The sequence below is a fragment of the Spirosoma endophyticum genome, assembly GCF_900112365.1.
Taxonomy (GTDB): Bacteria; Bacteroidota; Bacteroidia; order Cytophagales; family Spirosomataceae; genus Spirosoma; species Spirosoma endophyticum.
The window spans coordinates 1-26491 of sequence record NZ_FOLQ01000023.1 but is presented as its reverse complement, the minus strand read 5'-3'; the positions used below and the strand labels follow the sequence as shown (position 1 = coordinate 26491).

Here is a 26491-nt window from a genome sequence, read left to right as displayed (position 1 = left end):
TTTTTCGAAAGCGGTTGCCAAAGGGGAAGAAGTTGTTCCAAACCCATACGAGCCAGCCCCACGGCATCAATCGTATCATTCTTAGACCGCTCCGGCCTTTAGGTTTGAGTGCTGGTAAGAAACCAAGATTTGGGTAGCTTGCCAGACAGACAACCGAGCGGGCTTCCCTAGCGTCTCCGGCCAGGCTCGCAACCTATGCGGGGCCGCCCGTGCGGGCCGATTCAGGTCCCGCTCGGTCTTTCTTACTTAACCTCGAATAGAAATTAGGGTGTTGTGACCCATTAGCAAGCGGGGCGCCCCGTGGCGTAGCGAGTGATGAGTAAGCAGTCTGATTATCTAACCCTAAAATTAAGTACTCTAATGGATATTCGCCACTTCATTGGGATTGATGTTTCGAAGAACACGCTGGATTGGGCTGTTTATACTAATAAAGGTATTGTCTGGCAGACCCAATCTGAAAACTCACCTACTGCTATCCGAGCGGTGATCAAACAACTCCAGGCACTTCCTGATTTTGGTCGCTCAACCTGCGTGGTTTGTATGGAACACACGGGTCTTTACAACGCACACGCCTTGGACGTGTTTTTTCAGGCTCAGTTACCGATCTGGCTAGAAGCTTCCCTACATATTAAACAAGCTGGCGGGCTGCAACGAGGTAAGTCAGATAGTATTGATGCTCAACGCATTGCTGAGTACGCTTATCGCTTTCAAGACCGGACTCGGCTCTGGAAGCCAGCTCGGCCAGTCATGAAAAAGCTGGCGGAATTTACTCGTCTTCGTCAGCGTCTGCAAGGTATGATCAGCCAGTTGAAGGTGCCTTTAGCCGAACAAAAACGATTTGGCGACAAAGCCCTGACTACCCAACTAGGGCAGCATTGTAGTAGCTCACTGAAGGCGCTTCTGAGTGATTTAAAAGGGGTCGAAAAGGCAATCAAACAGCTTATTGCTGACGATCCTACTCTGAAAGCACTCTTTGAGTTAGTTACTTCTATCCCCGGTGTTGGTCAAGTCGTGGCCACTGAATTAATCCTAGCCAGTGATGAGTTCAAAGCTATTGATGACCCCAAAAAGCTAGCTTGCCATGCGGGTGTAGCTCCCTTCGAGCACTCCTCGGGCAGTAGTGTACGGGGTAAGACCCGGGTGAATCATCACGCTCGAAAATCACTAAAAACCTTACTTCATATGGCGGCCATGTCGGCTCTTCAAATGCCCGGTGAATTACAGGAGTATTATCAGCGAAAAGTCAAAGAGGGTAAGAATAAAATGCTGGTTATCAATGCGCTAAGAAATAAACTCATCCATCGAGTCTATGCAGTCGTCAAACGGGGCAAAAAATATAACAAAAATTATACGCCAACCCTTGTTTAATCCATAGAAATCGGCCCGGTTCTGTCCTAAACTGCGCAAGTAATGGTGGGCTTTAGTTGGTAAGATCACACTCACAGTTTGTTCATGCTGGTAGAGAAACCAGGCAATCTGTTCATGATAAACTCCTGTGGCTTCCATCACATAACGTAAAGGTAAGTTTTGCTTACAATGACCACCAACCCATTTCAATAGGGCAGAAAAGCTGGAGGCTTTATTGGCTACTTTAGTAGAAGCCTTTACCACAACGCGGCCATCCGAGTCAATGACCGCCAAACATACTTGTAGACTGTCTTTGCTAACATCTAATCCTGCACAATAACGGAGCAGCGTTTTCATAGCAGATAGTTAGTTTAGGTAAACGTATCAGCCTGGAAGGGCCTTTCTTTAGTTTCGCACATACATGCCTGGTCACCACAAAGTGCCAAAAGGTACTGTTGAACTTTAAAAGAAAGACAGGCCGGGCCGCCGGTGCGGTAAGAAGATAGTCCAGCGTTCCCATATCATCGAAAGATGTATAACCGGCGCACCTCAGGTTACTTCTTACCCCTGTCAGGCCTTGCCCTAAAATTGTACTACTTCTGACAATATCAAAGCACTTCAAAGATATGTCCGGCGCCCCGGTTATAGCCTAAGCTTTTTAGATAGTATTTTGCCTTATTAGGCAATAGAATGCTGATCGATTGATCATGCTGGTATAGATGCCAGGCTACAGCTTCGTGATAAACACCCGTCGATTCCATTACATATCGTATAAGCAGCTCCAGTTTGCGATGCTTATTTACCCAGCTCATCAAGAGGGTGAAGCCTGCTGGCTGATTAGTTACTTTAGTAGTTCCTTTAATTGTCACTCGACCATCGGTATCAATCACGGACAAACACACTTGCAGATCATCTTTGCTGATGTCCAAGCCAACACAGAAGCGCAGGAAGGGTTGTATAGGAAAGGGATAAAAAGTGAATAAATAAGGTTGACTAACGGCCTCTTCCCAACTAATGCACATTCATGCCAGGTCATAGTGCTTGCGCTTACGTATGCCTAAAGGTACTGTTGGAGTTACAGGGAAAAGACAAGGCAGCCAGAACAACCAGCGGTTGAATATCGTCAGAGACGTATTAGCGGCGGAACCCAAGCTGCTGGCTGCCTTTGTCAGACCTTTCGTCAAAATTGTACTTTTTTTGATAAATACAACCTAAGACAAAGATATGTGCGATTACTGAATTATCACTTCCCATTTTCACCGCAACGGCGGACCTTCCATTTTGTCCACTTTCATTTGACGACGTACAGTGGTCTACACCCGATGTAAGTCTCAGTCTAACCCATTGAGAGCAACACTCGCCCGTATCCAGCCTCAAACCACTTACTAGCAATTAGGCTAGTGATCTTTATGGGATCGCAATGCCCATTAGGTACTAATTTGACGCATTACTCGATAAGCACCCGATCAATTTATGGTAACTATTGTCAGTAAAGATCACGCGTTGAGAATGGTTAGTTTTTATAATGTTAAGTCGTATCAAGTCGCCTTTGAACGTTGACATATTCCCGATCAAAAATTCAAGCTCACTTTTACTTGTCGATTTAGGATCAATCGATTCTAGTCTAAATCTGTAGGTCGCTAGTAAATGGCTGACAGGCACATCGTCATAGTTGACAAGATCCTGACTACTCACCTCTTGGGCTAGCTCTGCTTGCTGACTTTGGCCTAAGAGATTATAAAAGGCTTCCTTCTCCTGATCTCTAAGGGTATCAATTCGATAGCAATCCACTAGAAACATATGCTAATTTTTAGTTTGGAATAGTCGTTAGAATTGTACGAAAACCTTTGGGAAAGCGAACCTTTCAAGTCAGCGGGAATAACCACGATCTCGGGCTAGGACGCATGTACGTCTTCAGCTAGCTTGAATAAACCTTTAAGCGTACAGGGTTTAGTAAAATAACTAGTTGCCCCTAACTCATAGGCTTTCTGGACATCCCTTAGATCATCGGAAGTCGTCAAGATAACGACAGGGATGGGCGATACAAAGTGGACAGCTTTAACTGATGAAGTAACTCAAAGCCACTCACGTAGGGCATATTCAAATCTAACAGAATCAAGTCGGGCAAGACCCGGTTGGTCCGAAGAAGAGCTAGGCATTCCCGTCCATGGGCGGCAACTTGCATATTGTACTGAGCTGAAATTCGCTCAAAAGCTAGCAAAATTAATAATTGATCATCGGGATCATCATCTACTAGTAACACAGTATAAGTCTTGTTCATTGGTATACAGTTGACGAGGTGAAGGCGAAAAACAGAAAAAGCAAAGACTAGTTTTTTGGTCTCAAAACAGCGTTCAAACACGCAGCGGGTAATCCCTCCTGGTAAGCCAACGTCAGGAGCCAAGACAGGAACTGGTTTTCTGGGATGGGCTGACTATCCGGTTGGTACTAAGCTTTGGAAAGAGTATTGATCGAAATAGCTTCTGCCTGGGGAGCTGGTAGATGAGCCAATAAAATCAGCCCCCACAACTTTGGCGCGTAGCCATCGCAAAATGAGTTAAAGACTAGTGAATACAGCGTGGTCATATTTACCATTAGAAAACGCAATGCGCGTTTGTCGATTAGTAAGACCTCTGAATAGCCCTATAAGCTTGCCTATTTGAGTAACCATATCGCCGAACCAATTGAACGACTACTAGATCATATAATCTTTTGTAAAACTAGACGTCGATAAATCGTTTAGCAATGATATCGATCATCTCCTACTATGATGGTTGACAGACTTTTTCATTCAGGACGTTCTATCACAGTTTTGGTGTCAGGCGCCAAGCGGCTAAGCGGCTCATTACACTCTCTACGTTGATGGACAAAGTCAACAAGCGCTATGAACACGATAAGCTACAGCTAGCTTCTCAGCTGTACAATCGCGAATTGCCGATGAAACCGCAATGGGTGTCAAGGCGCTAAACAACGCAGTGGGACAGTATATTGGAGGTAAGGTAACGCCCTTGGGACATTCTGACCACTATAATAGCCCCGCTTCTTTGCCAGGTTAGCCCCAGGGAACGTATTTGTGACTCTCTATTACCAAATGTTGTAAATGGGTAAATGCCATACTATTGGACTCCGTTTCAAGGGACAATTCCTGGAAATCTCCTATTTCTTTATCGGCGAATGACTTGATTATGCTCCAGCTCACATCATAGCGCTTCGGGTCAATGTCAAGGGTCATCGCATCGAACAACGCGTATTTGGACTTTAGATACGCGTTGGTGACGACCTGCTTTCCTGCGTCCAGGGACAAACCCGAAAACGCATCGGCGGCAGCGGGTAACCGCTCAATCGGGGTGGGCTCGGACGCGGAGGGCCGGCAACTCATATACGCATCCAATCTAGGATAGAGTGTTTGAGTTTTGCAAACTTTTCGGGATCGGCCTGACCATTTTCATAAACTTCTTTTGCTCGTCCAAATAAGATTCTACTTTCTTCGGTATCAACTTCAGAGTACAATCCCTTATTTTGAGTATTATATTGATAAAAAAGCCGATTAAGTTCAGCCACTTTACCTACTACGATCTCCTTTTCTGTATCAACAGTTAATGCACTAAACTCTAAAATGAGTTCTTTAAGTTTGGCTCCTTTTTCTTGATGAGTCATAGTAGTAATGGTTTTCCTTCACCCGTTAACACGTATTGAATATTAAGTGTTGGGAAGGCTTTAGCTAATTCGGCTAACGATTCAGCATCCGATTCCGCAGGCAGTCCCGTAATGCTCAGGTGCTGAGTGTATTGTGATGGATAAGTTCAAAAAGGGGTGATTAGGGGCCCTTTTCTATAGGAGCATAGTACGCAGGCCACTACGGGAGAAACGTCCTTTTATGGCGTCTTTTAAGTACGTTTAGCTTCATGTCTAGCATACCCTTTCGTAGGTTTTGTAGGGTAGTCATATAGGCGTTTTGAATAGAAAAATAAAGCCCTATAATGGTGGGAAGCTCATGCAGACCTCCACAGCCGCCGAGCCTCCCTGGCTAGTACTAGTGTCTTAACCCCCTGAATGGCTGGACAAAATTGCAAAAACAGTTTAGTCCTTTTACATTCAGATACCATGAGCAAACTAAGGCGGAGTTTTACTCCCGAAGACCGCTATTCCATCGTCCAGGAAGCAATCCGTGACGGCCATGCTGACACCTGTCGCAAATACAATCTATCCCCTTCATTGCTGCGCAAATGGCGATTGAAATATTTAAGCAAAGGCAAAGAAGGCCTCAAAGATTCCTATGCACGCGTCGATCCCCAGCTTCGAGTGCTGGAAGAAGAAAATGATCGCCTGAAGCGGATTGTAGCAAAACAAGCTTTGGAACTGGAGATCAAAAGCGAACTGCTAAAAAAAACGACTATTCAACCTCGGAGAAACTAGCACTAATGAAGCAGTTCGAACATCAAGTAAGTCGTACCCTGTTATGCCAGTGGCTTAGCGTGCCTCGGAGCGTGTCTTATTACCAACCTCAATCAGGTAGGCCTGGGGCAAAGCCCAGCCAGGTAACCATGAAACTGGATGGATCGTGGGTGGACAATCAACTGGTCGTGCTCAGTATTCGGCAACTGCTGGATGTTGAGTTCAATGCCCTTGGCTACGAATACATCACCCACGAGTTGAAAAAAGAGTACTTGATTAATAAAAAAAAGGTATATCGGCTCATGCAGGAGCATAATTTACTTCTGGGCAAAGTGTTCCGGCCGACAGGTAAGCGGGAGTTCGTTAAATTCAGACGAATTGTAGCTACCAAGCCCTTAGAATACCTATGTTGGGATATCAAGTACGTCTGGGTACAAGGGGAACGACGGAATTACTATCTGTTGAGCGTCATTGATGTGTATAGCCGCAAAATTCTGGATTGGCTATTCCAAGGCAGTATTCGCCAAATCGACTTGATCAATCTTTTTCGACGAATAAATCGGAGTCATGAACTGAAAGGGGTCATTTTGCGCAATGATAATGGCAGTCAATTCATTGCTCATTCAGTGCGTAACTTTTTGAAAAGCTCAGAGATCAAGCAGGAATTCACGCACGTAGCCACCCCTGAAGAGAACTCGTACATTGAAGCTTTTCACAGTATTCTAGAACATGATGTGATTGAGCGAAATGAGTTTGCCAGCTAGTATGAGGCCAAAGAAATGTTAGGGCGTTATTTTTCCCATTACAACCATCATCGATTGCACCGTTCGATCGGTTTTATTACACCGCAGCAAAAGTGGGAGGAAGCAGAGTTAGTTTTTGACACAATCTTTTCAGTAAATCTGTCCAGTTAATAGGGGGCTAAGACAGTCACAATCCACGGACAAGAATGGTAAAATAAAAGCCCCAACTAATTAGCCTAGGCTTGTCAATGCATACGGATACACCTCTGACGGCTAACGTTGCGACCTCGATGATCGTATTGGGACCCATTTGAATAGAGTCGTTCACAAGCTCCTATTGGTGCCCGACCTGCCTAAACTTCATTGAAGTAGTTGACGAGTTTGCTGTAGCCGAGTGAGTTTTTCTAACCACTCATCACGCCCCGCCTGAGCTTGTTCAAAATAGCGGTGCTGATTTATGAATTTACCCGGTTTCAAACCAGGGATTTGCTTTCTTGCAAAAATAGCCTGAGTCGGCCTACTTCGAAGCGTCAATAACTTAGGGGCTTTAGAAAGCCATCAAACGTTGAATGTGTTGCAGCAGCGTTCGCCTATATTGATGGAAATCTTCCAGGGTATTGACGCGAAGGGCTCCGGATGTTTCCTTTAACTGCTTGCTACTTGAACGCCGTAAACAACTCTTCATTCGGTGGCGGGGTGATGGCGTGAAAATAATGCCAGAGTGGGGCCTTACTCGGCATGGGCTTAGTGAAGCTGCATCAGGTTCCCTTCGTTCATTTCTGCCTGATCACCAGCTTGGTATGGCTTCACATCTTACTTAATTTTACCTATTTGGTGCCTAGTCAACAAGTAACGCTGGGTTCCTCCGCCCTAAAGCGTAAATTCTTCACGATGCCTCCTCGTTTTTTAGTCCACTTGGGGGCTATCGGCTTTTGCAGTATGGCTACCGAAGGGGCTATGTTCGACTGGAGTGGCGTCTACTTCAAGACGATTGTAAAAGCTCCGGAAGCGTATGTTGTCTTGGGTTATGCTTCCTTTATGGTGATGATGGCCACCGGGCGTTTTCTGGGCGATACGATGATTCAACGATACGGTCGCAAACGCTGGTTGCAAGTGAGTGGCCTACTGGTATCCACTGGCATGCTTGTTTCGGTATCCTTTCCCTTATTGGTGCCTGCTACCTTTGGTTTTATGTTAGTTGGCATTGGCGTTTCTGGTATTGTGCCCATGGTTTATTCCGTAGCTGGCCAGAGCAAAACCGTAGCGCCGGGCATGGCGTTAGCCCTCGTTTCAGGCGTCAGTTATTTTGGTTTTCTGCTTGGCCCTCCCGCGATTGGCTATATTTCTGAGGTAACAAACCTACAGTATTCGTATGCCCTTATTGGTTGTCTGGGCCTATTAATTACGCTACTGGTTGCCAGGGTCAAAGCCATCCATTGACCTTGTTGCTTACCTATCACGGAGCAAATCTAAAGGCATACGGTTTTACAGACTAAGACAAACTAGTTCCTTGAACTAGTTTGTCTATCGCCAAAAACGCCGTGTTTGAGTAGCAGCACCATGCATCCTCCTGTGTCTCACATAGGAGCCTTATGTGAGAATTTTTATTTCTCAATGGCTACTAGACTCGCTACCTTTTAGTGGATATAGGTGGCTGCTTAATCAACAAAGCCCACAAACTAAGGCAACACGTTGACCCGAATAAAGGAAGGGGTTGCCACGGACCGAAAGATGGTTTGGGTCGCGGCTTGATAGTCCTTGGCTCCGGCATGGTAGATGTCAACAAACGTCTGAGGATTGCGGTCGAACATAGGAAACCAGGAACTTTGGATTTGGACCATGATCCGGTGACCTCTGCGAAAGGTGTGAAACTTGTCCCCTAACGGAAAAACCAACTTGGTGACTTGGCCCGGCACGAGTGGTTCGGGTTTGGCAAAGCTGTTGCGAAACTTAGCCCGTAAGATGTCGCCCGTCAGCAACATCTGACAGCCGCCCATTTTCGTACCCTGGAAGGCGGGGGCGTCATCGGGGTAGACATCAATCAACTTGACAATATAATCGGCGTCCGTCCCCGTCGTAGCGATGTGCAAACTAGCTTCTATCGAACCCGCAATAGTGAAGTCCTTAGTCAGGGGTGCGCTCTGATAGGTGAGCACATCGTTGCGGACCGCAGCGAAGCGTTGGTCCTCCACCATAAACGTATCCCCTTCATTAGTACTGACCTGGGCGGAATAGGGCACCGGCTTCGCCGGGTCACTGCGATAGCTATCCGAACCGGAAGTAGAGGGGCTAGGCTGAAACGTAAGCCTTCCCTGCTCGGCCAGGTACAGATTTTGAGGGCGGGCTTGGGGCGGGGGCCATACATCCCCATTGTACCAGCGGTTTTGGCCCGTGATGAAGGCTTGCACTCTAGGCAGGGTTAAGTGGCCTTTGTCTTTGAGATAATAATTAAAGAACGGCAGTTCCATTTGGTAGCGGTAAGTACTACTGGTCGTTGAGCCGAAATCAATCGCGCCTAATTGGTCTCCCTTGGGGCCTGCGTAGCCGCCGTGGGCCCAGGGACCCAACACGAAGTAGGTCTGATTGGCGGGACTGTAGCGTCGCAGGGCTTCGTACATGCGGAACGCACCATAGAAATCCTGAGCGTCAAACCAGCCGCCCACCAGCAGCACCGGATGATGGACATGGCGCAAATCCTTGGGCACATTGCGGGATTGCCAGTAGGCGTCATACGTACCGTGGCGCATGTACTCATTCCAGGTCGGAAACTGGTCTAAAAAGAACTTCTGGGCATTGGCGGCGGAACCTAACTTGAGAAAAAAATCGTAGCCGTCGGACGTGCCATAATCGAACTGTTTGGGTGCTTTGTCGGTCGGGGTTGGTCGGGCATGGGCGTTAGCGGCCATCCAGGAGAAGGCATACATGAGCTGGAAGGCCCCGCCCGAATGATGGTCATCGCCCAGAAACTGGTCTTGGGGCGGGGATTGGGGTGAGGAGGCTCGTAGCGCGGGGTGGGCCTCAATCATGCCCTGAGAGACTTCCCAGCCCGCCCAGGAGATGCCCCATTGGCCAACCCGCCCGTTATTGTTAGGAATGTGCTTGATCAACCAATCGATGGTATCATAGGTGTCGGTAGCCTCATTGACCTGGCCGGCCAGGTAGGGCCGGTGATGGATAAATTCGCCCTGTGACTTAAAGCGGCCCCTCGCATCCTGATGCACGAAGATATAGCCTTCGTGGTCAAAGTCTTTGTTTGGCCCTAAGCCATTACTGAACTCGTCGGGGCCGTAGGGGGCAATGCCGTAGGCGGTGCGGGTCATCAGGATAGGGTATTTTTGGGACTGGTCCTTAGGAGCATAGACGATGGTGAAGAGCTTCGTACCATCCCGCATAGGAATCATATACTCGGTTTTGGTATAGTGAGTCCTAAGATACAGCTCATCACAACTGAGCAGGGTCATCGAACAGATCAGCGCCAGCAGCAATAGCATCCGATGAATCTTCATGAGCGGATCACATTAATGGCTATTAAGTGTAATGCAAGATACTATGCAATACATAGTTCACAAGCGTATTCGTAGGGATGGGTGCTACAAATGATGAACGGGTACATCGACAACCAGCTACACGGCAAGCCTTTCTGCTACTGGATATGCCGTCTTGTTAAACGCCCGAATTTTATTTTCGGGGTTTAGTCAATCAGATTCCGACTTATAACGGGACCATCATTTTTATCTAGTGTAGTTCTAGCTCTCTAGGGCTGACCGAACAGAAAGTAGATGCCTGCCCCCAGGAGAAGGGACTTTCCCGTACTACCATCGCTAAAAACGAGATGATAGCCCGCATCAGCGTTTAAGCCAAAGGCTGGTGAAATAGCATACTGCAACCCTACTTTGGGCGCTACGCCAAAATTACTACCACTGTCAGATACTTTAATGGTCTGGCCTCCGCTAGTAATTTCAACGGTGGCCGCAGATCTGTATAAACCGGCTTCCAGCCCAACATAAGGTCGCAAAGCGGATTCAGAGAAAAAGTATTCAGCCTGGCCAGTCACCAAAATTAAATTCCCAGAAGCTTTAAACGATCCACTACCGCCAATCCCAGGATCAAAATTTGCCGAGTTATTAGTTGTGAAATAGCGGCCGTTTAGACCAACGGCCAACTTGGAACTTACGAAATAGCGTAGCGTAACGCCCCCTCCCCATAGACCATCCGAGAATGAAGAGCCCGATTCAGTAGGCGCTAAGTAGTTGCCATTCACATTTACCTGAAACTGTGCCTGTGCTTGAGTTGACAAAAGAAAAGCGCAAACAAAAAGGAATAAGGAGGCCGTTACTTTAAGGGTGTTCATCATAATGAGCATATTGATTTGAGTTACGCGAAACTAAGGTTAATGAATAAAGCGGCCTGCATTCATTTAGCAAAAGGCGACTAATTTGAGTGCTGTTGCCGTTTCGTACAGAACCCACGGTCCGCCGTTGCGGTCACTTGGCCTAAAAGAATCCGTGTAACCCGAACGGAGCGTTTAATAAAATGGGAAATTAGACGAAAAAACCGTCAGATGAAGTCGTAATTAACACTCATTTCTTGTAAGCAGGAAGCTGCCTGCTGCATTATTGACTAGAATACGTCAAATAAGCCCCAACGTATCCAGGGCGCGGTTTAGTTGAATTGTCGCTGGTGAGCTACTGCGACGAATAAGTCAATTGTAAGTCACCCTGCTCACGTATCGAGTCTTTTTCTACTTCACGTCCAATGGCCCTAAACTTCCTACCATCCATCCCAATGATCCATTGAATCCCCTTGAGTGAACCATCTAAAATACTCGTCTTATAAGTCGTCACGCCCATGACTGTAGTGGCAGTAAATGAGCCTGGCTGCTTGACTGCGTTCTCAAAAGCTGTAATGGCGGTTTCCGTGAATAAGCCCTTGGGGTCTAACTTTTCAGGGGGTAACCGATAGACCTGTTCTTGAGGCGTACCGCCTATGATTTTTAATCCTGCACTTAACAGGCGTGCTTCTTGAGTAAGCGTTGGGGGTATGGTCGTTGTCGTCGCCCTTGAGTCGTCTTTACAACTGAGAATGAGCAGGCACCCAACCTGTAAGCCCAAAAGCAGTAGGGTTGTTTTCATAGACATACAACTGGATATTTCTGGGTTACAGAGGTATTACCTATTAATTTTTCAATTACAAGTTAACGGATTACCAATAAACTAAGCTGGTCAAGACGTCAATTAACACTTAATTACTACCAACAGAAGATTTATATTCTCAAAATACCCCCGTTTGTTTAAGACGCGAATTTTTGAGTCGTGACGATTTATGCACCCTTTTTTAAACGGACCCGACTGACACTACCATTTGTAACGCTGATTTACAAAAGGTCTGATAGATTTTAATTCGCTTCCAGGGGTGGGTTATACGTGCCTGAAACGAGTTCCGTGTTACAGGACTCAATCCCTTCTTTCAATTCCGAGATAGCCCGCTTATTTTCCGGCAAATCGGCTAAAGCAGTCAAGGCGGTTTGCAAGGCTACTTTCCGAGCCCAAACCTCTTTCGTCTGTTCTTGTGTCATGGCAATCTTTAGGGGGTAATTAAGTTTCTGAATTAATGTTGTCAGTGGCTACTGGGTAGGCTTATCGGTCAGATTCTTTACATCGTTACTATTGACCAGTTTCGATGTCTGGCGTTTATCCCCATCGAGCTGAACTTTGAGTTTGCCAGATGACATCCAGGCAATCACGGTGGCTTTGTAGGATTTACGCATAATGCCCTATTTGACGGGTGTGACGATCACGCGATCCCCTGGCGCAATGACTCGGTTCATAATCTAGCTGTCCCAGTTACCATTTAGCTGACAATATATCCTCCCAACGTGTCGTATATCTAGGAGATAAATACTTTTGCTTAATCGGCCAATTATTCCACTCTGCTTCACGATTTCTTAACCTTATTGATTTAGGTCAAGATGCTACCTTTCGAGGCAGTTGTACGCTAGCTGCCCTCATAGGTTCCTTATAGATTTGAAACACCTACAGCCAGCACCTGGTAGATGCTGGCTGTTTTATCTTTTAGCCTGACCGGATTGTAGAGCCATTTCCCTTTCCGTGTACAATAGGTTTACTGCTTATAGGTCAGCTACCAAACAGCCGGAAGCTACTGGACTCCGGCTGTTTTCTTCCCCGTAATACCTTCGATGGAAAACCTATAGCTTGGCAGCCGTAGTTCAAGTACCCTTAACTAAATTAAAATCGTTCAGCATTAGAAAACAGCAGGGATATTAATACTTCAGGATTAGTTACCGGAGACATGTTGTTTTGATACTTGATCGGATGTAGAACTAGATGTGGGTTTCGTTCCTCAACTTAATGAGTTAGCTGGAAACGCTTTTTTCTTAGCGTAAGGCCCATTCCTGACTCAATTGTTGAGCCATCAATCTTAACTGTTGGTGCGATAAAGGCTTGGTCAGAAACTGGTTAGCGCCCAGGGCCAGCGAACGCTGGCGGTCCTCTTCGGCCGAGGAGGTCGTTAACATGATGACCGGCAAATCGGCGAACGCAGGGGTATTTCTTACTTCCTGCAGGGTTTCAAAGCCATCTTTCCGAGGCATATTCACGTCCAACAAGATCAATCGGGGCAACTCTTTACAGGCGACTAGGGCAGCCAATAGCTCCTCGCCCCCATTCAGCGTTAGCACCGTAATGGAAGGCTCACCATCCCGGAAAGCTGAACAAATGAAATGCTGGTCATCTTCGTCATCGTCAACAAGCCAGACCGTAGGGGATTCAGAAGCGTTCATCAATGAAGGACGAGGTTACGTACACGGGTGAAAATAGAAGCAATGTTACTGATTTGCTGGGTGGTAAACAATGACTTACTAAATAGCAAGTGATCATTTGATTCCAGTTTGATTACTAAAAAAACTTTACCCCACGTCTTCAGGTTCTTTTTAAGGTATTTTTAATCGATGAGGCCAGCTACCCTCAGACCGTTACGTTTAAAGGCTGAGTGCAAGTTTGCCTTTGACTTTATGCTCATTCTTCTATGAACTACTCCGTTCTGATCGTCGATGACGACGAAGATGATTTTATTGTGCTGGCTGCTAAAATCAAGCAGTGTCCTCAGAATGTCAGTTTGACGTATGCCGCCAGTGGGGATGAGGCCTCCCAACGGCTGATTAATGGTTTACAAGCTGACCTGATTATCATTGACGTCCAGATGCCAAAGTCGGATAGTTACGAGCTATTGGTCTGGCTGATGAACTCGGAAGCGTGGCAACACATCCCCGTGGTGGTTTGGACAGGCGACATATCAAACCAGGAGGTGCAGCGTTACTACCGGGCGGGAGCCAATTCATTATTATTGAAACAAGATGCCTTCCAAGGCATAGAAACCTTTTGCCAGTACTGGTTTAAACTGGTTCAGTTGACTCAACTGGCTGCCTAACTTTGCCATGACCAAGCAACAGATCAAACAGGCCCTGGCCCAGGAAGCGGGGGAGCTTGAGAAGATTCAGTACGAAGATGACCCGACCATCTTATTGGAAAAAATCAAGACGATCGTTGATCTGGGCTGGCATTATTTTCACGCCATCACCCCGCCACCGAATGAAGAGTTATTTACGGCGTTCAAGCAGTTAAAGGAAACATCCGGAGCCCTTCGCGTCAATACCCTGGAAGATTTCCATCAATATAGGCGAACGCTGCTGCAACACATTCAACGTTTGATGGCTTTCTAAAGCCCCTAAGTTATTGACGCTTCGAAGTAGGCCGACTCGGGCTATTTTTGCCAGAGGACTTTTTACACTGGCTCAAGACCAGATAAAGTCACAAATGAACATCGTTCAGCAAGGAAAATGAGGAAGGAGTCATGCGTAAGTGGGATGAATGCCAGGCGTAATCGGGAATATTGTCTAGCGCCGTCATGGCTGGATAGCAACGGAACGGCTGGCAAGCGCAGCATGAATAGCCTTTCTGACTTGGGGGATTCGACGTCTGGCAATGGGTAGTTGGTCACCCCACACCATCGTTACATACTCATGAGTAGCATCTATTTGCGTCACCGACTCGACAAAATGCGGATTGATTAAATAGTGTTTATGAACGCGGATGAAGTGGGGTAAGCGTTCGGTATAGCGAACCAGGGGATCTGGGTGTAGGTGTGTTTCTCCTACTTTCAGGTGCAGTCTGGAATAACTCCTATAGCCCGATATATACACGATGAGTACATCATCAGTAGACGTTAGTTTGAGGGGCGACAATCGGAGCTTTTTCATCATGTAGATAGCATGCTTATCAACGAGATCGGCCATTCTAGGTTTCAGATAATCAGCTAGCGGTACCAGCGCGTCAAAGCAACCTGAAACGCCTAGGTTGCTTCACTACCTGAGTTCACTTCTAAATCAATGATGTTCTTGCCGAAAACAAAAAAAGTCGACCTCATCCATAAGTCGACTTTTTGGAATCCCTAATTTATCACACTAGTAGCTACAACGGTTTGTCGCCATTTTCGCTTATTTATAGGGAAGATAAGCCGGTCCGGCACAATCGTGTCGTAACGTGTTGTAAGAAGCAGGGATCAACAGGACTAGTAGGATAGCCCTCCGAAAGTAATGGGTTAATCTTTGTTTCCTGTTTTCCTTGATGTCCTTGAACAAAACATTCAGACACATGGTATACCTGTACTGACTTAATGGGTTTGACACACCGCCCACACGAGTCAATGAACGGGACTAGGTAGGGTGGGTAACGGGTATGAATTAACTATACGATGCTCACGCTCTACATAAAATCGATTGACAGCCAAAAGCAGCTTCGAACTTTTGAATGTCAACTCTACCAGTTAGAGACGGTTCTTGATACATTAAACTTGATTGCTGCTGCTGGAAGTATCCTCCTGGAAACGTATATCGTTGAAGATGGCCATCGGACCAATCTAGCCCATCAGGCTTTCGACGGCCAGGATGTGTTGCGACCCATTTGGGTTTTGCAAACGCAATGGGAAGCCCTGTTAAGCCAGCCCAGAGAAGTTATTCTGGCCCAGATTGACCAGTTCCTACTGGAGATGGTACTGCAACGCATTGATCAGTACGAAACGGTCATGGCTAACTACGATTGCTCTATTACTAAACTGGAGCAGCTCATGTTAAAAACCCAGCAGCGACTCAGAGCGAGTGGTCAACGAGCTTACCTACTAAGCCATTATCAGACCATCCTTACCCGTCAGCACCGCTATGTTGACCAGGCCCAGGCGGGGCGGGATGAATGGTTAGAAAAACTTACCCGGCTAAAGCAAGCTGGCCAACGGCTTTGACGAAGTTTAGAAGGGTCGGGCACCAACAGGAGCTTGTGAACGACTCTATCCAAATGGGGCCCAATACGATCATCAAGGTCGCAAGGTTAGCCGTCAGAAGTGTATCCGTATGCATTGACAAGCCTAGGCTAATTGGTTGGGGCTTTATTTTTCTATTCTTGTCCGTGGATTGTGACCTAACCAATCCGTGTGCAGTCTAGGTGAGTGCTAGTACTAGTCAGGGAGGCTCGGCGGCTGTGGAGGTCTGCTTGAGCTTCCCACCAGTATAGGGCTCTATTTTTCTATTCAAAACGCCCATACGACTATCCTACAAAACGGACAAAAGGGTATGTTTAGCAGGTTAAGGAACGTACTAAGCATACTTAAAACAGGCCATAAAAGGACATTTTACCCGTAATGGCCTGCGTACTATGCTCCTATAGAAAAGTCCTCTATACACCCCTTTTTATGCTTGTCCACAGCCATCCCCACCGCCCTGTGGATAAACATTGGTAAAAAGGAGAGATACCTGAATTTATGTACTTACTCGATGTACTCCGCCTGCGACCCAATGCCATAAGCCCACTACTTGTAACAAGCGTCAAAAGCCGCCACCACGTCAGTCGATACGCTCGTGTTGGGTTTTGGATCTGAATTGACCAACACCGCTACGTACACCTCGTTCTCGAAGCCAAACAGCCATGCCCCCACTTCGCCTGCGTTGTTCGAGGCTGGATAGCCCCCGTTTTTCTTGACGTATTTGAGGCCCGTCTTGATTAGATTGTTCGCGTTGTCGTAGCCCAGCGTGTCCCGGCGCATGGCGTCGGCCACCGTTTTAGGCAGAATCTTGTAGGTGTGGTGCAACGCGTTCATGAACGTTGCCATTTGCAGAGCCGACATGTTCCAGCCCCGCTCGGCGTTAGTCAGACTCATATCCCCCCAATCGGTGCCCTTGCCGTTGGGAGCGGCCCATTTGTAGCACAGCGCCGGGTTCACATCAGTGGGTTTACAGGCCATATTGGGGGCGATCCCTATCTTATCGAATACGTTGAGCTGGCAGTAGTTCATGTAGGCATCGGTGTATTCCTGGGCCTGTTTCTGCTCGACCTCGCTGATTTTCTGGGTGGAGGCATTGTTCGGCATGGGCGTAATGGAATAACCACCGGCCACATGTGGGATCAGAAACCGCATCAGGGCATAGTTCATATTCTGGTAGCTGAACGTCAACTGGGGCGAGGTGGCCCCAACGGCCATAGCCGCCTTCAACGAGTCATAACCCGAGGTTACGTTTTTGGGAAAGCCACTTCTCATGGTCAGGAGTTGACGGAAAGTAACCGTTTTGATGCTGTTGTGCAGGGGCCAGTGTTTGGGTAGATACGACCACATGGGTGAATCAGTAGCTAAATGGGTAGTGTGACGAATGAGCTGCCATCCCGTACCAACCGCAATAACGCTTCTTAACTGCTTACTGAAACCGCTACCGCATTTGCTTTACTGGAGCCAGCGGCCAGCAAGCAAATGGTCACGGATACGTATCTGGAGTACCAGCAGGCGTTATACGATGCGATGATCACTGACATCGATGCTAGTCGGTTCGATGTCTCCTGAAACATAATTAAATTGTTTGAAGACGCCGAAATTGCCGCGCTTCATCAGTTGCCAAACGGATCGGGGGAGCACAACCGGGCACTGGCGCATTTGCAACTACTCATCAAAGAAAGTCACCCCTACGTACCCTGGGGCTGATGTAGTGATCGGCTCAAAACGGCCCTTAGTCGGTGTTTAGGAGCGAGTAGTCTATTGATCGGGCACGTAAAATCGCTCGGTACTACCTTCGCCATCATTGTAAAGATTAGGTTTAGCTAAAGCGGACTGACTATGTTGGTTCGCTTTTTTTGGAAGGCCCATCCGCCGAGAAGTGGTGGCCGCTCCATGAAAAACAACTGGCTGCGTATCTGCCAGCTTTACAGAAAAAAGGATTTTTATAAAAGCAGTCGTCTATCCGTCTATATTTGATCTATTTCAACAATAGAAGTTCTTCCCATATCTGTTGAAGGGCTCGCAAGTGTTCCTCCACGAGCTCACCATCGAAGGCTTCAACGGGTAGAAGCATAGCCTTGCCTTCTATGACAAGTTTAACGGCACTTACTTGAAAGCCTGCTTTCACCAAGTGATTAAGCACGTCAAAATAATATTCAATAGCCTCATCGTCAATCGCATATTGCTGAAATTCCCTTTCTTGATCACGTCCCGAGACGTATAAAATAGCCATGCAATCGAGTTTAAATAAAAATCATGTTTCCTCTAACCAATGAAAGCCTCATAGAGGCTTTTATTGAGTAAGGGAATTCGCTAATGGTCCTTAGGCATTCAGCGTTGCCAAAAAAAGGGAGTATAAAAAAGCCCCACACTGGGGGCAGGTGGGGCGGGCGTTTAAATGTATATTATTTTTGTTAACGCTTCCAATCTTCGAAACGATTTATGGATTCTGCGAGAGCGCGATCAATTTCCTGTTGATTTAACTTGACTGGATGATCGTCTAAAAACAAATACTCTGGAGAAAGAAATTCTGCTACTTCTTTAGAATCATGCCCTTTCTTTAATAAGTCAAAAGCTGTTTCAACAACCTGTTCAAATAAGGCTTCGTTAGTTTGGGTAGGTTGATTTTGGGGAGACAAACCCTGTATATACTTTTTCTCCTCCTCCATTTTAGCATCATAGTGATTAAGACTCTTTCGAATGGCTTCGCAGTCATCTAATACACTACGGATGATAGAATAGGCCTGATCAGGTTTATAGCCAAAGTTACTCGATATGTAGCCTACAGCCCCTATTGAGTGGGACGAAGGTAGGCTCCCTCCTTTTACCATTTGAAGTACCCACTCCCTGGCAAAAAGGCTTTTTACAGCTTCGCTACTATTCTTGACATTTTGATATTCGGTAATAGGGTTCATAATGTGGAATTGTAAGATTCATGCACTATTGCATAACAAAGGATAGCAATTGTATCAATATGAAAATTCTGCGATTGGCGATCGGTCAGAAAAATAGGATGAATCGACAGGAATTCAGGGCGACGGGTAAATCGAATGGTTCTACGGAACACTATATTCCTTCTTGGCCATCTCATACGCCGACTGAAGAATAGCAAATGCCTGCTCCGATCCTCCTTTATCCGGGTTACATACTTTTACTTTCTCTTGGTAAGCCGTTCGAATATCCTCCCATCTGGCCGTTGGCGTAACGCCGAGTATAGTTCACCAACCCGGCTCGGTTGCCGTTTCGGGCAACGCTTTGAAGCCAGCGAACGTCCGCTTCAACATCTGGCTAACAGTCGAGGGCGGTCATTGTGATATGGTTAAATTTTATGGAATAACGTTAATTAAGAAGACCCCTAACTAGACAGTCATGTAACAATGAGTATTTACAGAGCCGCTTTAACTTAATTACCAATTACCCACTTCGATGGCCCGTTTGAATTAAATTTAATTTATTCATATCCGCTCCTGAATGCCAAAATTTACCCATCTACTAAAACCAATTTTCGTAGCCCTGTTCCTATGCATAGTCATACAGGTAAACTCCCAACCACTAGGGGCTCAACAAAGAAGCTTTGCCATTCGGGAGGGACTTAGTGGTGGTTTTGATTTTGGGCTTGCTGCCAAAGGAAATCACTTTAGCCCAAGCTTGGTTTATTATGAACTTACCCCTGTAACAAAAAGCAAGACTATTTTTTTGGGATGGACAGCACGAGTAAGCGCCTTCTATGGCAATGATTTGAACTACTATACGGCCCCAGCCCGGCTCACTCGTGTGGAAAATATTGACACGGTCCGCTTTGGGCGCCTGTCACAAACCTCGCTTAATTTGGGCATACGAGGGGAGTGGAATTTGGGTAGACTTCAACTGGGTGCCAGCGTTGACTTATTGGGCTTTACGTTTTTAGGGCGTTCCCGAATCGGACGGGTTTATTCCTCGACTGGTCTTTTTAGCCAGACCGATTCGCTGGGTCAAGACGTACAAAAGTCGTTTCAAGGCCCTGACGCTTTTCAGGCCGCATCACCTACCCGGCTTAATGTAAAGCTTTTAGGTGCTCATGATCGAGGTATGTTGACCACCGAAGTATATGCTCGTATGTATTTTGGGCCCAGCATCGCGTTGAAAGTTGGTTATCAATGGTTGACCACTGAAATGGCCCTTAACAACCGGGATCAAGTCGCTAACAATGATCGCTTTCGCCATCGAGCAGGCTTACCCTATGTAGCCTTGACATTACCGCTAAATCCTTGGTAAAATTTACAAAAAAAGCCAAATCACAACGTAGTCAAGCTTTACGATACAATACTGCTCCCCTCCTCATAAATACCCAACCCGTACCGCCCGAATCAACTCCTCCGGCACCTCAAACAATGGTTACTGTTCCCATTTGGCCAAAAATACTTCACATAATAGCACCTATTTCCCTTCGTTGTTGGGTCTTACACTCGAAACTGGCTTTCGATACGTATCCGGTCGAGGGCTTGACGCGCTTCTTCACACTTCTGCTGGTAGTAGTCAACCACCTCCACTTGAAAGGCGTCCAAAAGTTTATGGACAGTAAAGCCCTCTACATCGAGTAATAAATAATTGCGATCACGAGGCAGCTGAGTCCGGTAGGGTTCCGTCAGATCGACGCGATACTGGTGTGTACGGGGATTGTAGCTCAAATCGGCCACAAATTCAAGCTGGATGGCTCTGGAAGCCTCGGATTGTTGTGGAATCATAGTCTTCAAACTACTCAGCGCCAGAAATCTTTTCATATTTCTCCCTTTTATTTAGCTAGCGGGAAGCCGTGAACTCTTATGTCGTAAGTAGCACGGTCTTATTTCCTGATTATATAGAGCAACATCCTCCGTAATTGAACTATTGCTTTTACAGAAAAAGCCACACCGCAATGTAGCCAGGCTTTCCGATTCTATCCACACCATAGTAAGCCAAAGCTTACTCAGTAAACAAATGTACATCTGTATACTCTTACTATACTATTAGCTAGCTAGATTTCTTCCCCTTCTTCCAACTCCTTCACTAGCGGAGGCTTCTCAAATTCTGCTCACTGCTCCCCTCTTGCCACATACACATGCACCAGCAGGGCATTCTTGCCCGGTATGGCCGGATCGTCAATTTCCTCCGCATGCGTAAAATTAGCCACGTAGTACAGTGGCCATTTATCGTCCGCATAAGAACCTACTTGAATGGGTTGTGCATACACAAAGTTTACAGTACTATCTACGGGAATATCAGGGCAAAGTTGGGTAGTGAACTGACGGTCTGGCCCATTGTAGCACTCAAAGCGGAATTAATATTGCATAGGTGGTTAGCGACTTGTTAACGCCAACTCAAGATAGGCAATTTAAAAAGGATACCTTTCTGTTTTTTCTTTCAATTCGCTTCTCCTAGTAGCTTTATTAGCTCAATATTCCTGATAAAAGTCCATTAAAAACAACCTGTACTTTGTGAGGTAACATACCTATGATTGTTATTGATATTAAATTCAAATAAACTACCTATTACTTATTTGTATTATAATTAAACAAAATGTAAATTTAGTACTCTTTAGCTGGTTTTGTTTAACTTACCATCTTGCCACCCATCTTAACGTCACCCAGCCGGCTATTTTCTGCCAAGCAGTATAATGAACCCACCTTAATTGTCCTTCTAAAAGAGGGAAATCAGAAAGCATTTGAGGAGCTTTATAACCGATTTGCGCCCACTTTATTATCGAAGCTAATGCGCATCATCGCCGATCATCAACAAGCGAAAGACGTGCTCCAAGATAGCTTTATTAATATTTGGCTCAACTTTCATCAGTATAATCCGGCTAAAGGGCGATTATTCACCTGGATGTGGCGAATCGTCCGAAATAATGCATCAACTCATTTAAGATCATCTGCATTATCTTATGAACCGTTGGAGGATTTTCTCTTAGACGAACTAAGCAGCGGTACTCCCACCTACAACTGGGTTGGTCTGGACTCCTGGATTCAATCAACCCTGAATCCCCATCAGTGGCAATTGATCCATTTATTGTACTATCAGGGCTACACGCATCAAGAAGCTTCGGATGAATTAGGTTGGCCTTTGGGGACGGTCAAGACCCGGGTCCAGCAAGCCTTACAGCGACTACGAAGCTCTGAGAGATTGGTAGAAATCAGACATGGATAAGCCTGTAGTCGAGGGCTATAGTCAATATTGTGTTTGTCGATAGCCTCTATATCGCTGAGTGGCTGGGAGTAGAAGATTCTATAAGTTGTTAAATAGGCCGTTTAAGGTCTTCTTTTCCAGACTAGGAAGATCATAACCCTACTGAGGCAACGCTACGTAGTATTAATTAGCCCATAGGTGAGTAGAATAGCCGTGCCCATCAATAAAAGGGCGAACAGTGATAACTTGATCCGGCTTTGGATGTAAGTAGCTTTAAGGGCATCCCTAATGAAAGCACCACCTACCGATAATTGCAGCAGGATCGACAAGCCGACAACCCAATTGGTTGTTGTGGGCATTTGTACTGTTGTTTAGTAGGTGGTTGGCTCAGCAGATTGGGGGGCGGGCATCTAGAAAACACCCAATGAAAACTGCCTATTCTGAAGTTAATCTTTATTTTGATCATTTGCTCTAAAATTGATTAAGCGGATGCTCAGCAACAATAAGAACCAAAACAGTGATAGTTTTTTCAGAAGTAAACTGCCTGAATTTGTACAAAAAGAAATAATACCTGCACTTATTTGTTAAGGCGGGGTATACATCCATAAATATGTACACGGTATATATAGGTGATTTATCCAGGGGTATACTATCCCTAGTGTATTTATCTGAAGATTAGGTTGTTTAAAAAAAGCTTGATACTGTCAAGCTTTTTTTTATCTTGTTAAGGTGGCTTATATCTGAAAAAATTCGGGGCCGAGAACGCGAAAGAGGTCACTGTCCTTACATGGCATTATCCAGTTTGGGAGTGATGCAGTCACTTTATCGCAGAGAGGTAGTAGTATCTCCGTTTGAGTTATTTTTGGCAGCAAAGCTTATACGCTTATTCCCCCGAGATTTCGGGAAAATCGTCATTTAAACTTATGATGAACTTTATTAGTCGAGCCTGCATTTTTGCATCCACTTCGTCAATGTGAACTTCAGCTACCTTTTGCACATACTGTTCCAGAAGCTTAATGAACCGTTGCCTGTCGCTTTCCAATAGTTGTGAAGCTTGTAGGTAACTAAGGTACAGTCTTTTCTTTGCCCTTGCCCTGTACCTTTCTTTTGATTAGTATTCAACTTACATTTATGTAAAAAAAGTGCGATTATGCACAATACCATATATCAGATAATTCAGGAAAGAAATGCCTATATGGCAGAAACTATCCGGCAAAGTCAGGAACGGGCTAAACGTATCCTTGCGCTCAATGACCGGCTAACGCTACTTGGCGAGAAGATACATGCACTTAAAGGTTAGATTACAAGTTGGTGTAAATTGATATATCATCACCTAAAATTATATCCATACTCGACAGGTGCTTATTTTAATCGCGAGAATGTTTATTTTGAATTAGGCAACCTAACGGCTGCTTTACAGGATTATAATATGGTTTTAAAAATCAATCCAACTGATAATGAAGCTTACACTATATCACAAAAGAAAAAGTGGTTACAAAAAAGACAAAAACTACCCAACCCGCTATAGAATGGCGGCCTTTCATGCCAAGGCTTAACCGGCCAATTTATTCTCGACATGGATGAGCCGGAAGTATCGAGTTACGGTTTGGCACTACTGTAAACCAGTAGCGTCTGGGCTTGAATGATAATGGGTATAATACGTTTGCTCCAGAAGAAGAAAGAGGCATTCCAGAAGAAATAATGAGCGGTTAATAAACCTTGTGTTGCTGTATTATTAAAAGGTGGATATTATTATAAGTAATTTAATTATCCACATTTGTATGACCAACTTCTTCCCTTCACAAAAAGGGATTTGGCTCTTTTACGTTTCTTTCTATCAAACAAGCTTCAACGCTTTCTGGCGGTAAGCAGAGTAAACCAGCTAACATGCCCTCTATGTTGAGCGCAATCGTTAAACTCGCTCCAATTCTTCTTACGCTGGTTTGTTTACTCACTCAATGCAAATCATCCGACAGTAGTACGCCCGTAACTCCGAAGAGTTCCGCTAAAAGCATTGACAATCCAGCAGTGGATGGATTCACAGGAGCGACTACATCGTTTGATGCACCGACAAATTCCTACACCTTGACGGTACCGGGAGGAACCGACATTACCACCCTCAAATTTACCTTTACCCTGTCAACGGGCGCGACGGCAACCCCCAATTCGGGTAGTGTTCAGAATTTCACTAACCCCGTCATTTATACAGTAACCGCTGAAGATGGTAGTAAGCAAACCTTTACCGTTAGAGCGGTCTATAAAAGCACTTGGTCAACCAGTGAAGCCCGCTACGATGCTATTCGCCTTAAAGCCCAACGGGTAACAGGAGCAACTGTATCAGCCGCTGTTCCCTTTGGCTTTGCCACTAATGTTCCTATAACGGATGCTGATGTAGCTTATATTGCTAATACAGCTGATTTTGTAAAAAGCTATACGGACGCGAAAGCAACTAACTGGCAGGCGATTGACAAGACTAAATTAGAAGTTTTCTATGTAAGTCTCACGTTTGCGACTGGAGAGATTCGCGTTGACAAAGGAACGAATGTAACCTTTGACTCGAAAGGTAATTTTTATTCTTACAAACCTGTTTGGGCTCTGTTTTATTCAAAGTAAAAATGCTTTAAGCTCGACCTCCTAATATGGCTATATAAGCCGGGTGTTAATAATGTATATCGTCAACCGAAAGTGGACAGATGCGGGTGAAAAGAGAAGAGACGGTTTTAAACACTTTGTAGTTTCTGAAAAATATGACTTTTCCGCCGTTGGGCCATCGTTAGTTGCTTGATTTTTTTCCGTTCGGCTACAATTTGCTCTTGGCGGCCCCAGTACGCATCAGCGGGACGTACATTCTCGAGTGACTCATGATAGCGTTGGTGCGGGGCCGCCCGCGCGGTTATAATAATCGACCCATTCGGTTAAGCGCTTCCTCAACTCATCGGGACTGTAGTAATGCTCTAGTAATAACACATTTTTTATCGACCGGTGATACCGCTCAATTTTGCCGGCACCGGCCGCCCGGCTGCGTCATGGGATGAAATCGATCCGATCGAAAATCAAATAAGTCGTACCCTGTTATGCCAGTGGCTCAACCTGCCACGGAGCGTGAGTTACTACCAACCTCAATTAGGTAAGCCTGGAGCACGGCCCAGCCAGGTGACGATGAAGCTTGATGGATCATGGGTCGACAATCAACTGGTAGTGAACAGTATTCGTCAGCTGCTGGATGTTGAGTTCAACGCTCTTGGCTACGAATACATCACGTATGAGTTGAAAAAAGAGTATATCATTAACAAGAAAAAAGTATACCGTTTGATGCAGGAGTATAATTTGCTTTTAGGCAAAGTGATCCGGCCGACGCGCAAGCGGGAATTTGTTAAATTCAGACGAATTGAATCGACCAAGCCCTTGGAATACCTGTGCTGGGACATCAAATATGTTTGGGTAGAAGGGGAGCGACGGAATTACTATCTGTTGAGCGTCATTGATGTGTATAGCCGCAAAATCCTGGATTGGCTCTTCAAAGGCAGTATTCGTCAAATTGACTTAATCAATCTTTTTCGACGAATAAACCGGAGTCATCAATTGAAAGGCGTCATTCTGCGCAATGATAACGGCAGCCAATTCATAGCCCACTCGGTACGTAATTTTTTAAAAAGCTCAGAGATCAAGCAGGAATTCACGCATGTAGCTACCCCTGAAGAGAATTCGTACATTGAAGCTTTTCACAGTATTCTTGAACATGATGTGATTGAACGCAATGTATTTGATAGCTATTATGAAGCGAAAGAAATGTTAGGGCGTTATTTTTCCCATTACAACAACCACCGGCTTCATCGTTCGATTGGGTTTATAACACCTCAACAGAAATGGGAGGAAGCACAGATAATTTACGACACAACCGCAGCGGCGGCCGCCTTTTCAGAAAATCTGTCCAGTTAATAGGGGGCTAAGACACTTACCCGGTCGCAGAAAACCATTTAAATCGCCAGTTCAACCCGGCAAAACCGGGTCAGGCATGAGTTTCGGACCTGACGTATATCCGTACTGGTGAAGGTTGGATCTATCTGACGATGATTATGGATTTGTATGATCGAAAAGTGATCGGTTGGGCCTTAAGTAAGTCCATGAGGGCCGCTGAGACAACTATACCAGCTTGGCAGATGGCGATAAAAAATCGGCCCATTGAACGAAACCTGATCTTTCATTCAGATCGAGGGGTTCAGTATGCCTGTCATGCTTTTACCAAACTGCTCAAAAAACACCCGTTGGTATTGCAAAGCATGAGTGGGAAAGGTAACTGCTGGGATAATGCCGTGGCGGAAAGCTTTTTCAAGACGTTGAAGTCAGAGTTGGTCTATCAGCAGAATTTCCAGTCGCGAGCCATGGCTAAACAGGCGGTCTTTGAATATATTGAAATTTGGTACAATCGTCAACGGCGACATTCATCGTTAGGCTATCTTTCCCCTTTCGACTATTATAATGGGCAACTGCAACATGTTGCTTAAAGATTTGTCCAGTATTTTGTTGCAAGTCCA

Annotated in this window: 37 protein-coding genes; 16 read left to right on the top strand and 21 right to left on the bottom strand. The window is 45.7% G+C overall.

The features are described from left to right. Window positions 1-360: 360 nt before the first annotated feature. A complete protein-coding gene (locus tag BM202_RS30640) occupies window positions 361-1368 on the top strand; it encodes an IS110 family RNA-guided transposase (protein ID WP_093833420.1) in 1008 nt (335 codons plus the stop codon). On the opposite strand, the gene BM202_RS30635 is transcribed toward BM202_RS30640, so the two are convergent. The 3 genes from BM202_RS30635 to BM202_RS30615 all read right to left on the bottom strand — a co-directional run bounded on the left by BM202_RS30635 (window position 1282) and on the right by BM202_RS30615 (window position 3628). Then, the gene (locus BM202_RS30635) at window positions 1282-1704 is read right to left on the bottom strand and encodes an IS110 family transposase (protein WP_245776855.1); all 423 of its coding nucleotides are present in this window, start codon (window positions 1702-1704) and stop codon (window positions 1282-1284) included. The two genes, BM202_RS30640 and BM202_RS30635, sit on opposite strands and share 87 nt — an antisense overlap. A gap of 251 nt (window positions 1705-1955) precedes the next feature. Then, entirely contained in the window at window positions 1956-2369 is a 414-nt protein-coding gene (locus BM202_RS30630; protein ID WP_245776854.1) for an IS110 family transposase, read from the bottom strand. A 995-nt stretch (window positions 2370-3364) separates the two neighbouring features. Next, window positions 3365-3628 (bottom strand): response regulator, encoded by a 264-nt coding sequence (locus BM202_RS30615; protein WP_093833414.1) that lies wholly within the window; start codon window positions 3626-3628, stop codon window positions 3365-3367. 581 nt (window positions 3629-4209) lie between these two features. Between BM202_RS30615 and BM202_RS39170 the strand changes: the two genes are divergently transcribed. Beyond that, on the top strand, window positions 4210-4314 hold the full coding sequence (locus BM202_RS39170) for a DUF4113 domain-containing protein (RefSeq protein WP_143100802.1): 105 nt from the start codon (window positions 4210-4212) through the stop codon (window positions 4312-4314). A gap of 85 nt (window positions 4315-4399) precedes the next feature. On the opposite strand, the gene BM202_RS30610 is transcribed toward BM202_RS39170, so the two are convergent. Together BM202_RS30610 and BM202_RS30605 are read right to left on the bottom strand one after the other, a co-directional pair. Next, window positions 4400-4726, bottom strand: coding sequence for a hypothetical protein (locus BM202_RS30610; protein WP_093833412.1), 327 nt, complete (start codon window positions 4724-4726; stop codon window positions 4400-4402). Next, on the bottom strand, window positions 4723-5004 hold the full coding sequence (locus BM202_RS30605; RefSeq protein WP_093833410.1) for a hypothetical protein: 282 nt from the start codon (window positions 5002-5004) through the stop codon (window positions 4723-4725). Before BM202_RS30605 ends, BM202_RS30610 begins: the two co-directional genes overlap by 4 nt. A 447-nt stretch (window positions 5005-5451) precedes the next feature. Here BM202_RS30605 and BM202_RS30600 point away from each other — a divergent pair, with 447 nt between their 5' ends. From BM202_RS30600 to BM202_RS30590, 3 genes are all read left to right on the top strand, one after another. After that, a complete protein-coding gene (locus BM202_RS30600) occupies window positions 5452-5763 on the top strand; it encodes a transposase (RefSeq protein WP_012931201.1) in 312 nt (103 codons plus the stop codon). Between the two features lie 128 nt (window positions 5764-5891). Next, complete coding sequence (locus BM202_RS30595) at window positions 5892-6506, top strand: DDE-type integrase/transposase/recombinase (RefSeq protein ID WP_177236745.1); 615 nt, start codon at window positions 5892-5894, stop codon at window positions 6504-6506. A gap of 813 nt (window positions 6507-7319) precedes the next feature. Further along, complete coding sequence (locus tag BM202_RS30590) at window positions 7320-7925, top strand: MFS transporter (RefSeq protein ID WP_218160627.1); 606 nt, start codon at window positions 7320-7322, stop codon at window positions 7923-7925. A 239-nt stretch (window positions 7926-8164) separates the two neighbouring features. Here the strand turns inward: BM202_RS30590 and BM202_RS30585 are convergent, their stop codons facing one another. The 7 genes from BM202_RS30585 to BM202_RS30555 form a co-directional block, all read right to left on the bottom strand. Then, window positions 8165-9991: a CocE/NonD family hydrolase gene (locus BM202_RS30585; protein ID WP_093833406.1), complete on the bottom strand. Its 1827-nt coding sequence runs from the start codon at window positions 9989-9991 to the stop codon at window positions 8165-8167. A gap of 248 nt (window positions 9992-10239) precedes the next feature. After that, window positions 10240-10839 carry an outer membrane beta-barrel protein gene (locus BM202_RS30580; protein WP_177236744.1) on the bottom strand — a complete coding sequence of 200 codons (600 nt, stop codon included), beginning with the start codon at window positions 10837-10839 and terminating at the stop codon, window positions 10240-10242. 331 nt (window positions 10840-11170) lie between these two features. Next, window positions 11171-11617: a hypothetical protein gene (locus BM202_RS30575; RefSeq protein WP_143100800.1), complete on the bottom strand. Its 447-nt coding sequence runs from the start codon at window positions 11615-11617 to the stop codon at window positions 11171-11173. A gap of 263 nt (window positions 11618-11880) precedes the next feature. Then, complete coding sequence (locus BM202_RS30570) at window positions 11881-12060, bottom strand: hypothetical protein (RefSeq protein WP_093833400.1); 180 nt, start codon at window positions 12058-12060, stop codon at window positions 11881-11883. 48 nt (window positions 12061-12108) lie between these two features. Then, window positions 12109-12252: a hypothetical protein gene (locus BM202_RS30565; RefSeq protein ID WP_245776853.1), complete on the bottom strand. Its 144-nt coding sequence runs from the start codon at window positions 12250-12252 to the stop codon at window positions 12109-12111. A 76-nt stretch (window positions 12253-12328) separates the two neighbouring features. Beyond that, window positions 12329-12439 carry a DUF4113 domain-containing protein gene (locus BM202_RS38840; RefSeq protein ID WP_093833517.1) on the bottom strand — a complete coding sequence of 37 codons (111 nt, stop codon included), beginning with the start codon at window positions 12437-12439 and terminating at the stop codon, window positions 12329-12331. A 440-nt stretch (window positions 12440-12879) separates the two neighbouring features. Then, window positions 12880-13284, bottom strand: coding sequence for a response regulator (locus tag BM202_RS30555; RefSeq protein ID WP_093833398.1), 405 nt, complete (start codon window positions 13282-13284; stop codon window positions 12880-12882). Between the two features lie 245 nt (window positions 13285-13529). Here BM202_RS30555 and BM202_RS30550 point away from each other — a divergent pair, with 245 nt between their 5' ends. Both BM202_RS30550 and BM202_RS30545 read left to right on the top strand, forming a co-directional pair. Next, the gene (locus tag BM202_RS30550; protein ID WP_093833396.1) at window positions 13530-13931 is read left to right on the top strand and encodes a response regulator; all 402 of its coding nucleotides are present in this window, start codon (window positions 13530-13532) and stop codon (window positions 13929-13931) included. A 7-nt stretch (window positions 13932-13938) separates the two neighbouring features. After that, on the top strand, window positions 13939-14223 hold the full coding sequence (locus BM202_RS30545) for a hypothetical protein (RefSeq protein WP_093833394.1): 285 nt from the start codon (window positions 13939-13941) through the stop codon (window positions 14221-14223). A gap of 183 nt (window positions 14224-14406) precedes the next feature. Here BM202_RS30545 and BM202_RS30540 read toward each other — a convergent pair whose 3' ends face one another. Beyond that, complete coding sequence (locus BM202_RS30540) at window positions 14407-14796, bottom strand: LytTR family DNA-binding domain-containing protein (RefSeq protein WP_093833392.1); 390 nt, start codon at window positions 14794-14796, stop codon at window positions 14407-14409. Between the two features lie 458 nt (window positions 14797-15254). Between BM202_RS30540 and BM202_RS30535 the strand changes: the two genes are divergently transcribed. After that, a complete protein-coding gene (locus BM202_RS30535) occupies window positions 15255-15797 on the top strand; it encodes a hypothetical protein (RefSeq protein ID WP_093833390.1) in 543 nt (180 codons plus the stop codon). Window positions 15798-16361: 564 nt separating this feature from the next. On the opposite strand, the gene BM202_RS30530 is transcribed toward BM202_RS30535, so the two are convergent. Next, window positions 16362-17198 carry a serine hydrolase gene (locus BM202_RS30530; RefSeq protein ID WP_262507737.1) on the bottom strand — a complete coding sequence of 279 codons (837 nt, stop codon included), beginning with the start codon at window positions 17196-17198 and terminating at the stop codon, window positions 16362-16364. A gap of 198 nt (window positions 17199-17396) precedes the next feature. On the opposite strand from BM202_RS30530, the gene BM202_RS38835 reads away from it, so the two are divergent. Beyond that, window positions 17397-17522, top strand: coding sequence for a hypothetical protein (locus BM202_RS38835; RefSeq protein ID WP_262507734.1), 126 nt, complete (start codon window positions 17397-17399; stop codon window positions 17520-17522). Window positions 17523-17793: 271 nt separating this feature from the next. Here BM202_RS38835 and BM202_RS30525 read toward each other — a convergent pair whose 3' ends face one another. The 3 genes from BM202_RS30525 to BM202_RS39165 all read right to left on the bottom strand — a co-directional run bounded on the left by BM202_RS30525 (window position 17794) and on the right by BM202_RS39165 (window position 19030). Beyond that, entirely contained in the window at window positions 17794-18048 is a 255-nt protein-coding gene (locus tag BM202_RS30525) for a hypothetical protein (protein WP_093833386.1), read from the bottom strand. Between the two features lie 181 nt (window positions 18049-18229). After that, window positions 18230-18730 carry a hypothetical protein gene (locus BM202_RS30520; protein WP_093833384.1) on the bottom strand — a complete coding sequence of 167 codons (501 nt, stop codon included), beginning with the start codon at window positions 18728-18730 and terminating at the stop codon, window positions 18230-18232. A gap of 141 nt (window positions 18731-18871) precedes the next feature. Continuing rightward, window positions 18872-19030: a DnaJ domain-containing protein gene (locus BM202_RS39165; RefSeq protein ID WP_093833515.1), complete on the bottom strand. Its 159-nt coding sequence runs from the start codon at window positions 19028-19030 to the stop codon at window positions 18872-18874. Window positions 19031-19286: 256 nt separating this feature from the next. Between BM202_RS39165 and BM202_RS30510 the strand changes: the two genes are divergently transcribed. Beyond that, on the top strand, window positions 19287-20069 hold the full coding sequence (locus BM202_RS30510) for a hypothetical protein (protein WP_093833382.1): 783 nt from the start codon (window positions 19287-19289) through the stop codon (window positions 20067-20069). Window positions 20070-20254: 185 nt separating this feature from the next. On the opposite strand, the gene BM202_RS30505 is transcribed toward BM202_RS30510, so the two are convergent. Together BM202_RS30505 and BM202_RS37545 are read right to left on the bottom strand one after the other, a co-directional pair. Then, on the bottom strand, window positions 20255-20575 hold the full coding sequence (locus BM202_RS30505) for a hypothetical protein (protein WP_093833380.1): 321 nt from the start codon (window positions 20573-20575) through the stop codon (window positions 20255-20257). Between the two features lie 290 nt (window positions 20576-20865). Further along, window positions 20866-21024, bottom strand: a complete 159-nt coding sequence (locus BM202_RS37545) for a hypothetical protein (protein ID WP_177236743.1) — start codon at window positions 21022-21024, stop codon at window positions 20866-20868. A gap of 371 nt (window positions 21025-21395) precedes the next feature. Between BM202_RS37545 and BM202_RS30500 the strand changes: the two genes are divergently transcribed. Next, complete coding sequence (locus tag BM202_RS30500; protein WP_177236742.1) at window positions 21396-21977, top strand: RNA polymerase sigma factor; 582 nt, start codon at window positions 21396-21398, stop codon at window positions 21975-21977. A 152-nt stretch (window positions 21978-22129) separates the two neighbouring features. On the opposite strand, the gene BM202_RS30495 is transcribed toward BM202_RS30500, so the two are convergent. Further along, window positions 22130-22315: a hypothetical protein gene (locus BM202_RS30495; RefSeq protein ID WP_093833376.1), complete on the bottom strand. Its 186-nt coding sequence runs from the start codon at window positions 22313-22315 to the stop codon at window positions 22130-22132. A gap of 791 nt (window positions 22316-23106) precedes the next feature. Between BM202_RS30495 and BM202_RS37540 the strand changes: the two genes are divergently transcribed. From BM202_RS37540 to BM202_RS30490, 3 genes are all read left to right on the top strand, one after another. Continuing rightward, entirely contained in the window at window positions 23107-23256 is a 150-nt protein-coding gene (locus tag BM202_RS37540) for a hypothetical protein (protein WP_177236741.1), read from the top strand. A gap of 18 nt (window positions 23257-23274) precedes the next feature. Beyond that, on the top strand, window positions 23275-23484 hold the full coding sequence (locus BM202_RS39160) for a tetratricopeptide repeat protein (protein WP_177236740.1): 210 nt from the start codon (window positions 23275-23277) through the stop codon (window positions 23482-23484). Window positions 23485-23852: 368 nt separating this feature from the next. Next, window positions 23853-24569: a hypothetical protein gene (locus BM202_RS30490; protein ID WP_093833374.1), complete on the top strand. Its 717-nt coding sequence runs from the start codon at window positions 23853-23855 to the stop codon at window positions 24567-24569. Window positions 24570-24815: 246 nt separating this feature from the next. Here the strand turns inward: BM202_RS30490 and BM202_RS39155 are convergent, their stop codons facing one another. After that, the gene (locus tag BM202_RS39155; RefSeq protein WP_177236739.1) at window positions 24816-24923 is read right to left on the bottom strand and encodes a hypothetical protein; all 108 of its coding nucleotides are present in this window, start codon (window positions 24921-24923) and stop codon (window positions 24816-24818) included. Between the two features lie 15 nt (window positions 24924-24938). On the opposite strand from BM202_RS39155, the gene BM202_RS30485 reads away from it, so the two are divergent. Further along, window positions 24939-25895 carry an IS3 family transposase gene (locus BM202_RS30485; RefSeq protein WP_245776852.1) on the top strand — a complete coding sequence of 319 codons (957 nt, stop codon included), beginning with the start codon at window positions 24939-24941 and terminating at the stop codon, window positions 25893-25895. Between the two features lie 89 nt (window positions 25896-25984). Beyond that, window positions 25985-26461, top strand: coding sequence for an IS3 family transposase (locus BM202_RS30480; RefSeq protein ID WP_143100798.1), 477 nt, complete (start codon window positions 25985-25987; stop codon window positions 26459-26461). Window positions 26462-26491: the final 30 nt, after the last annotated feature.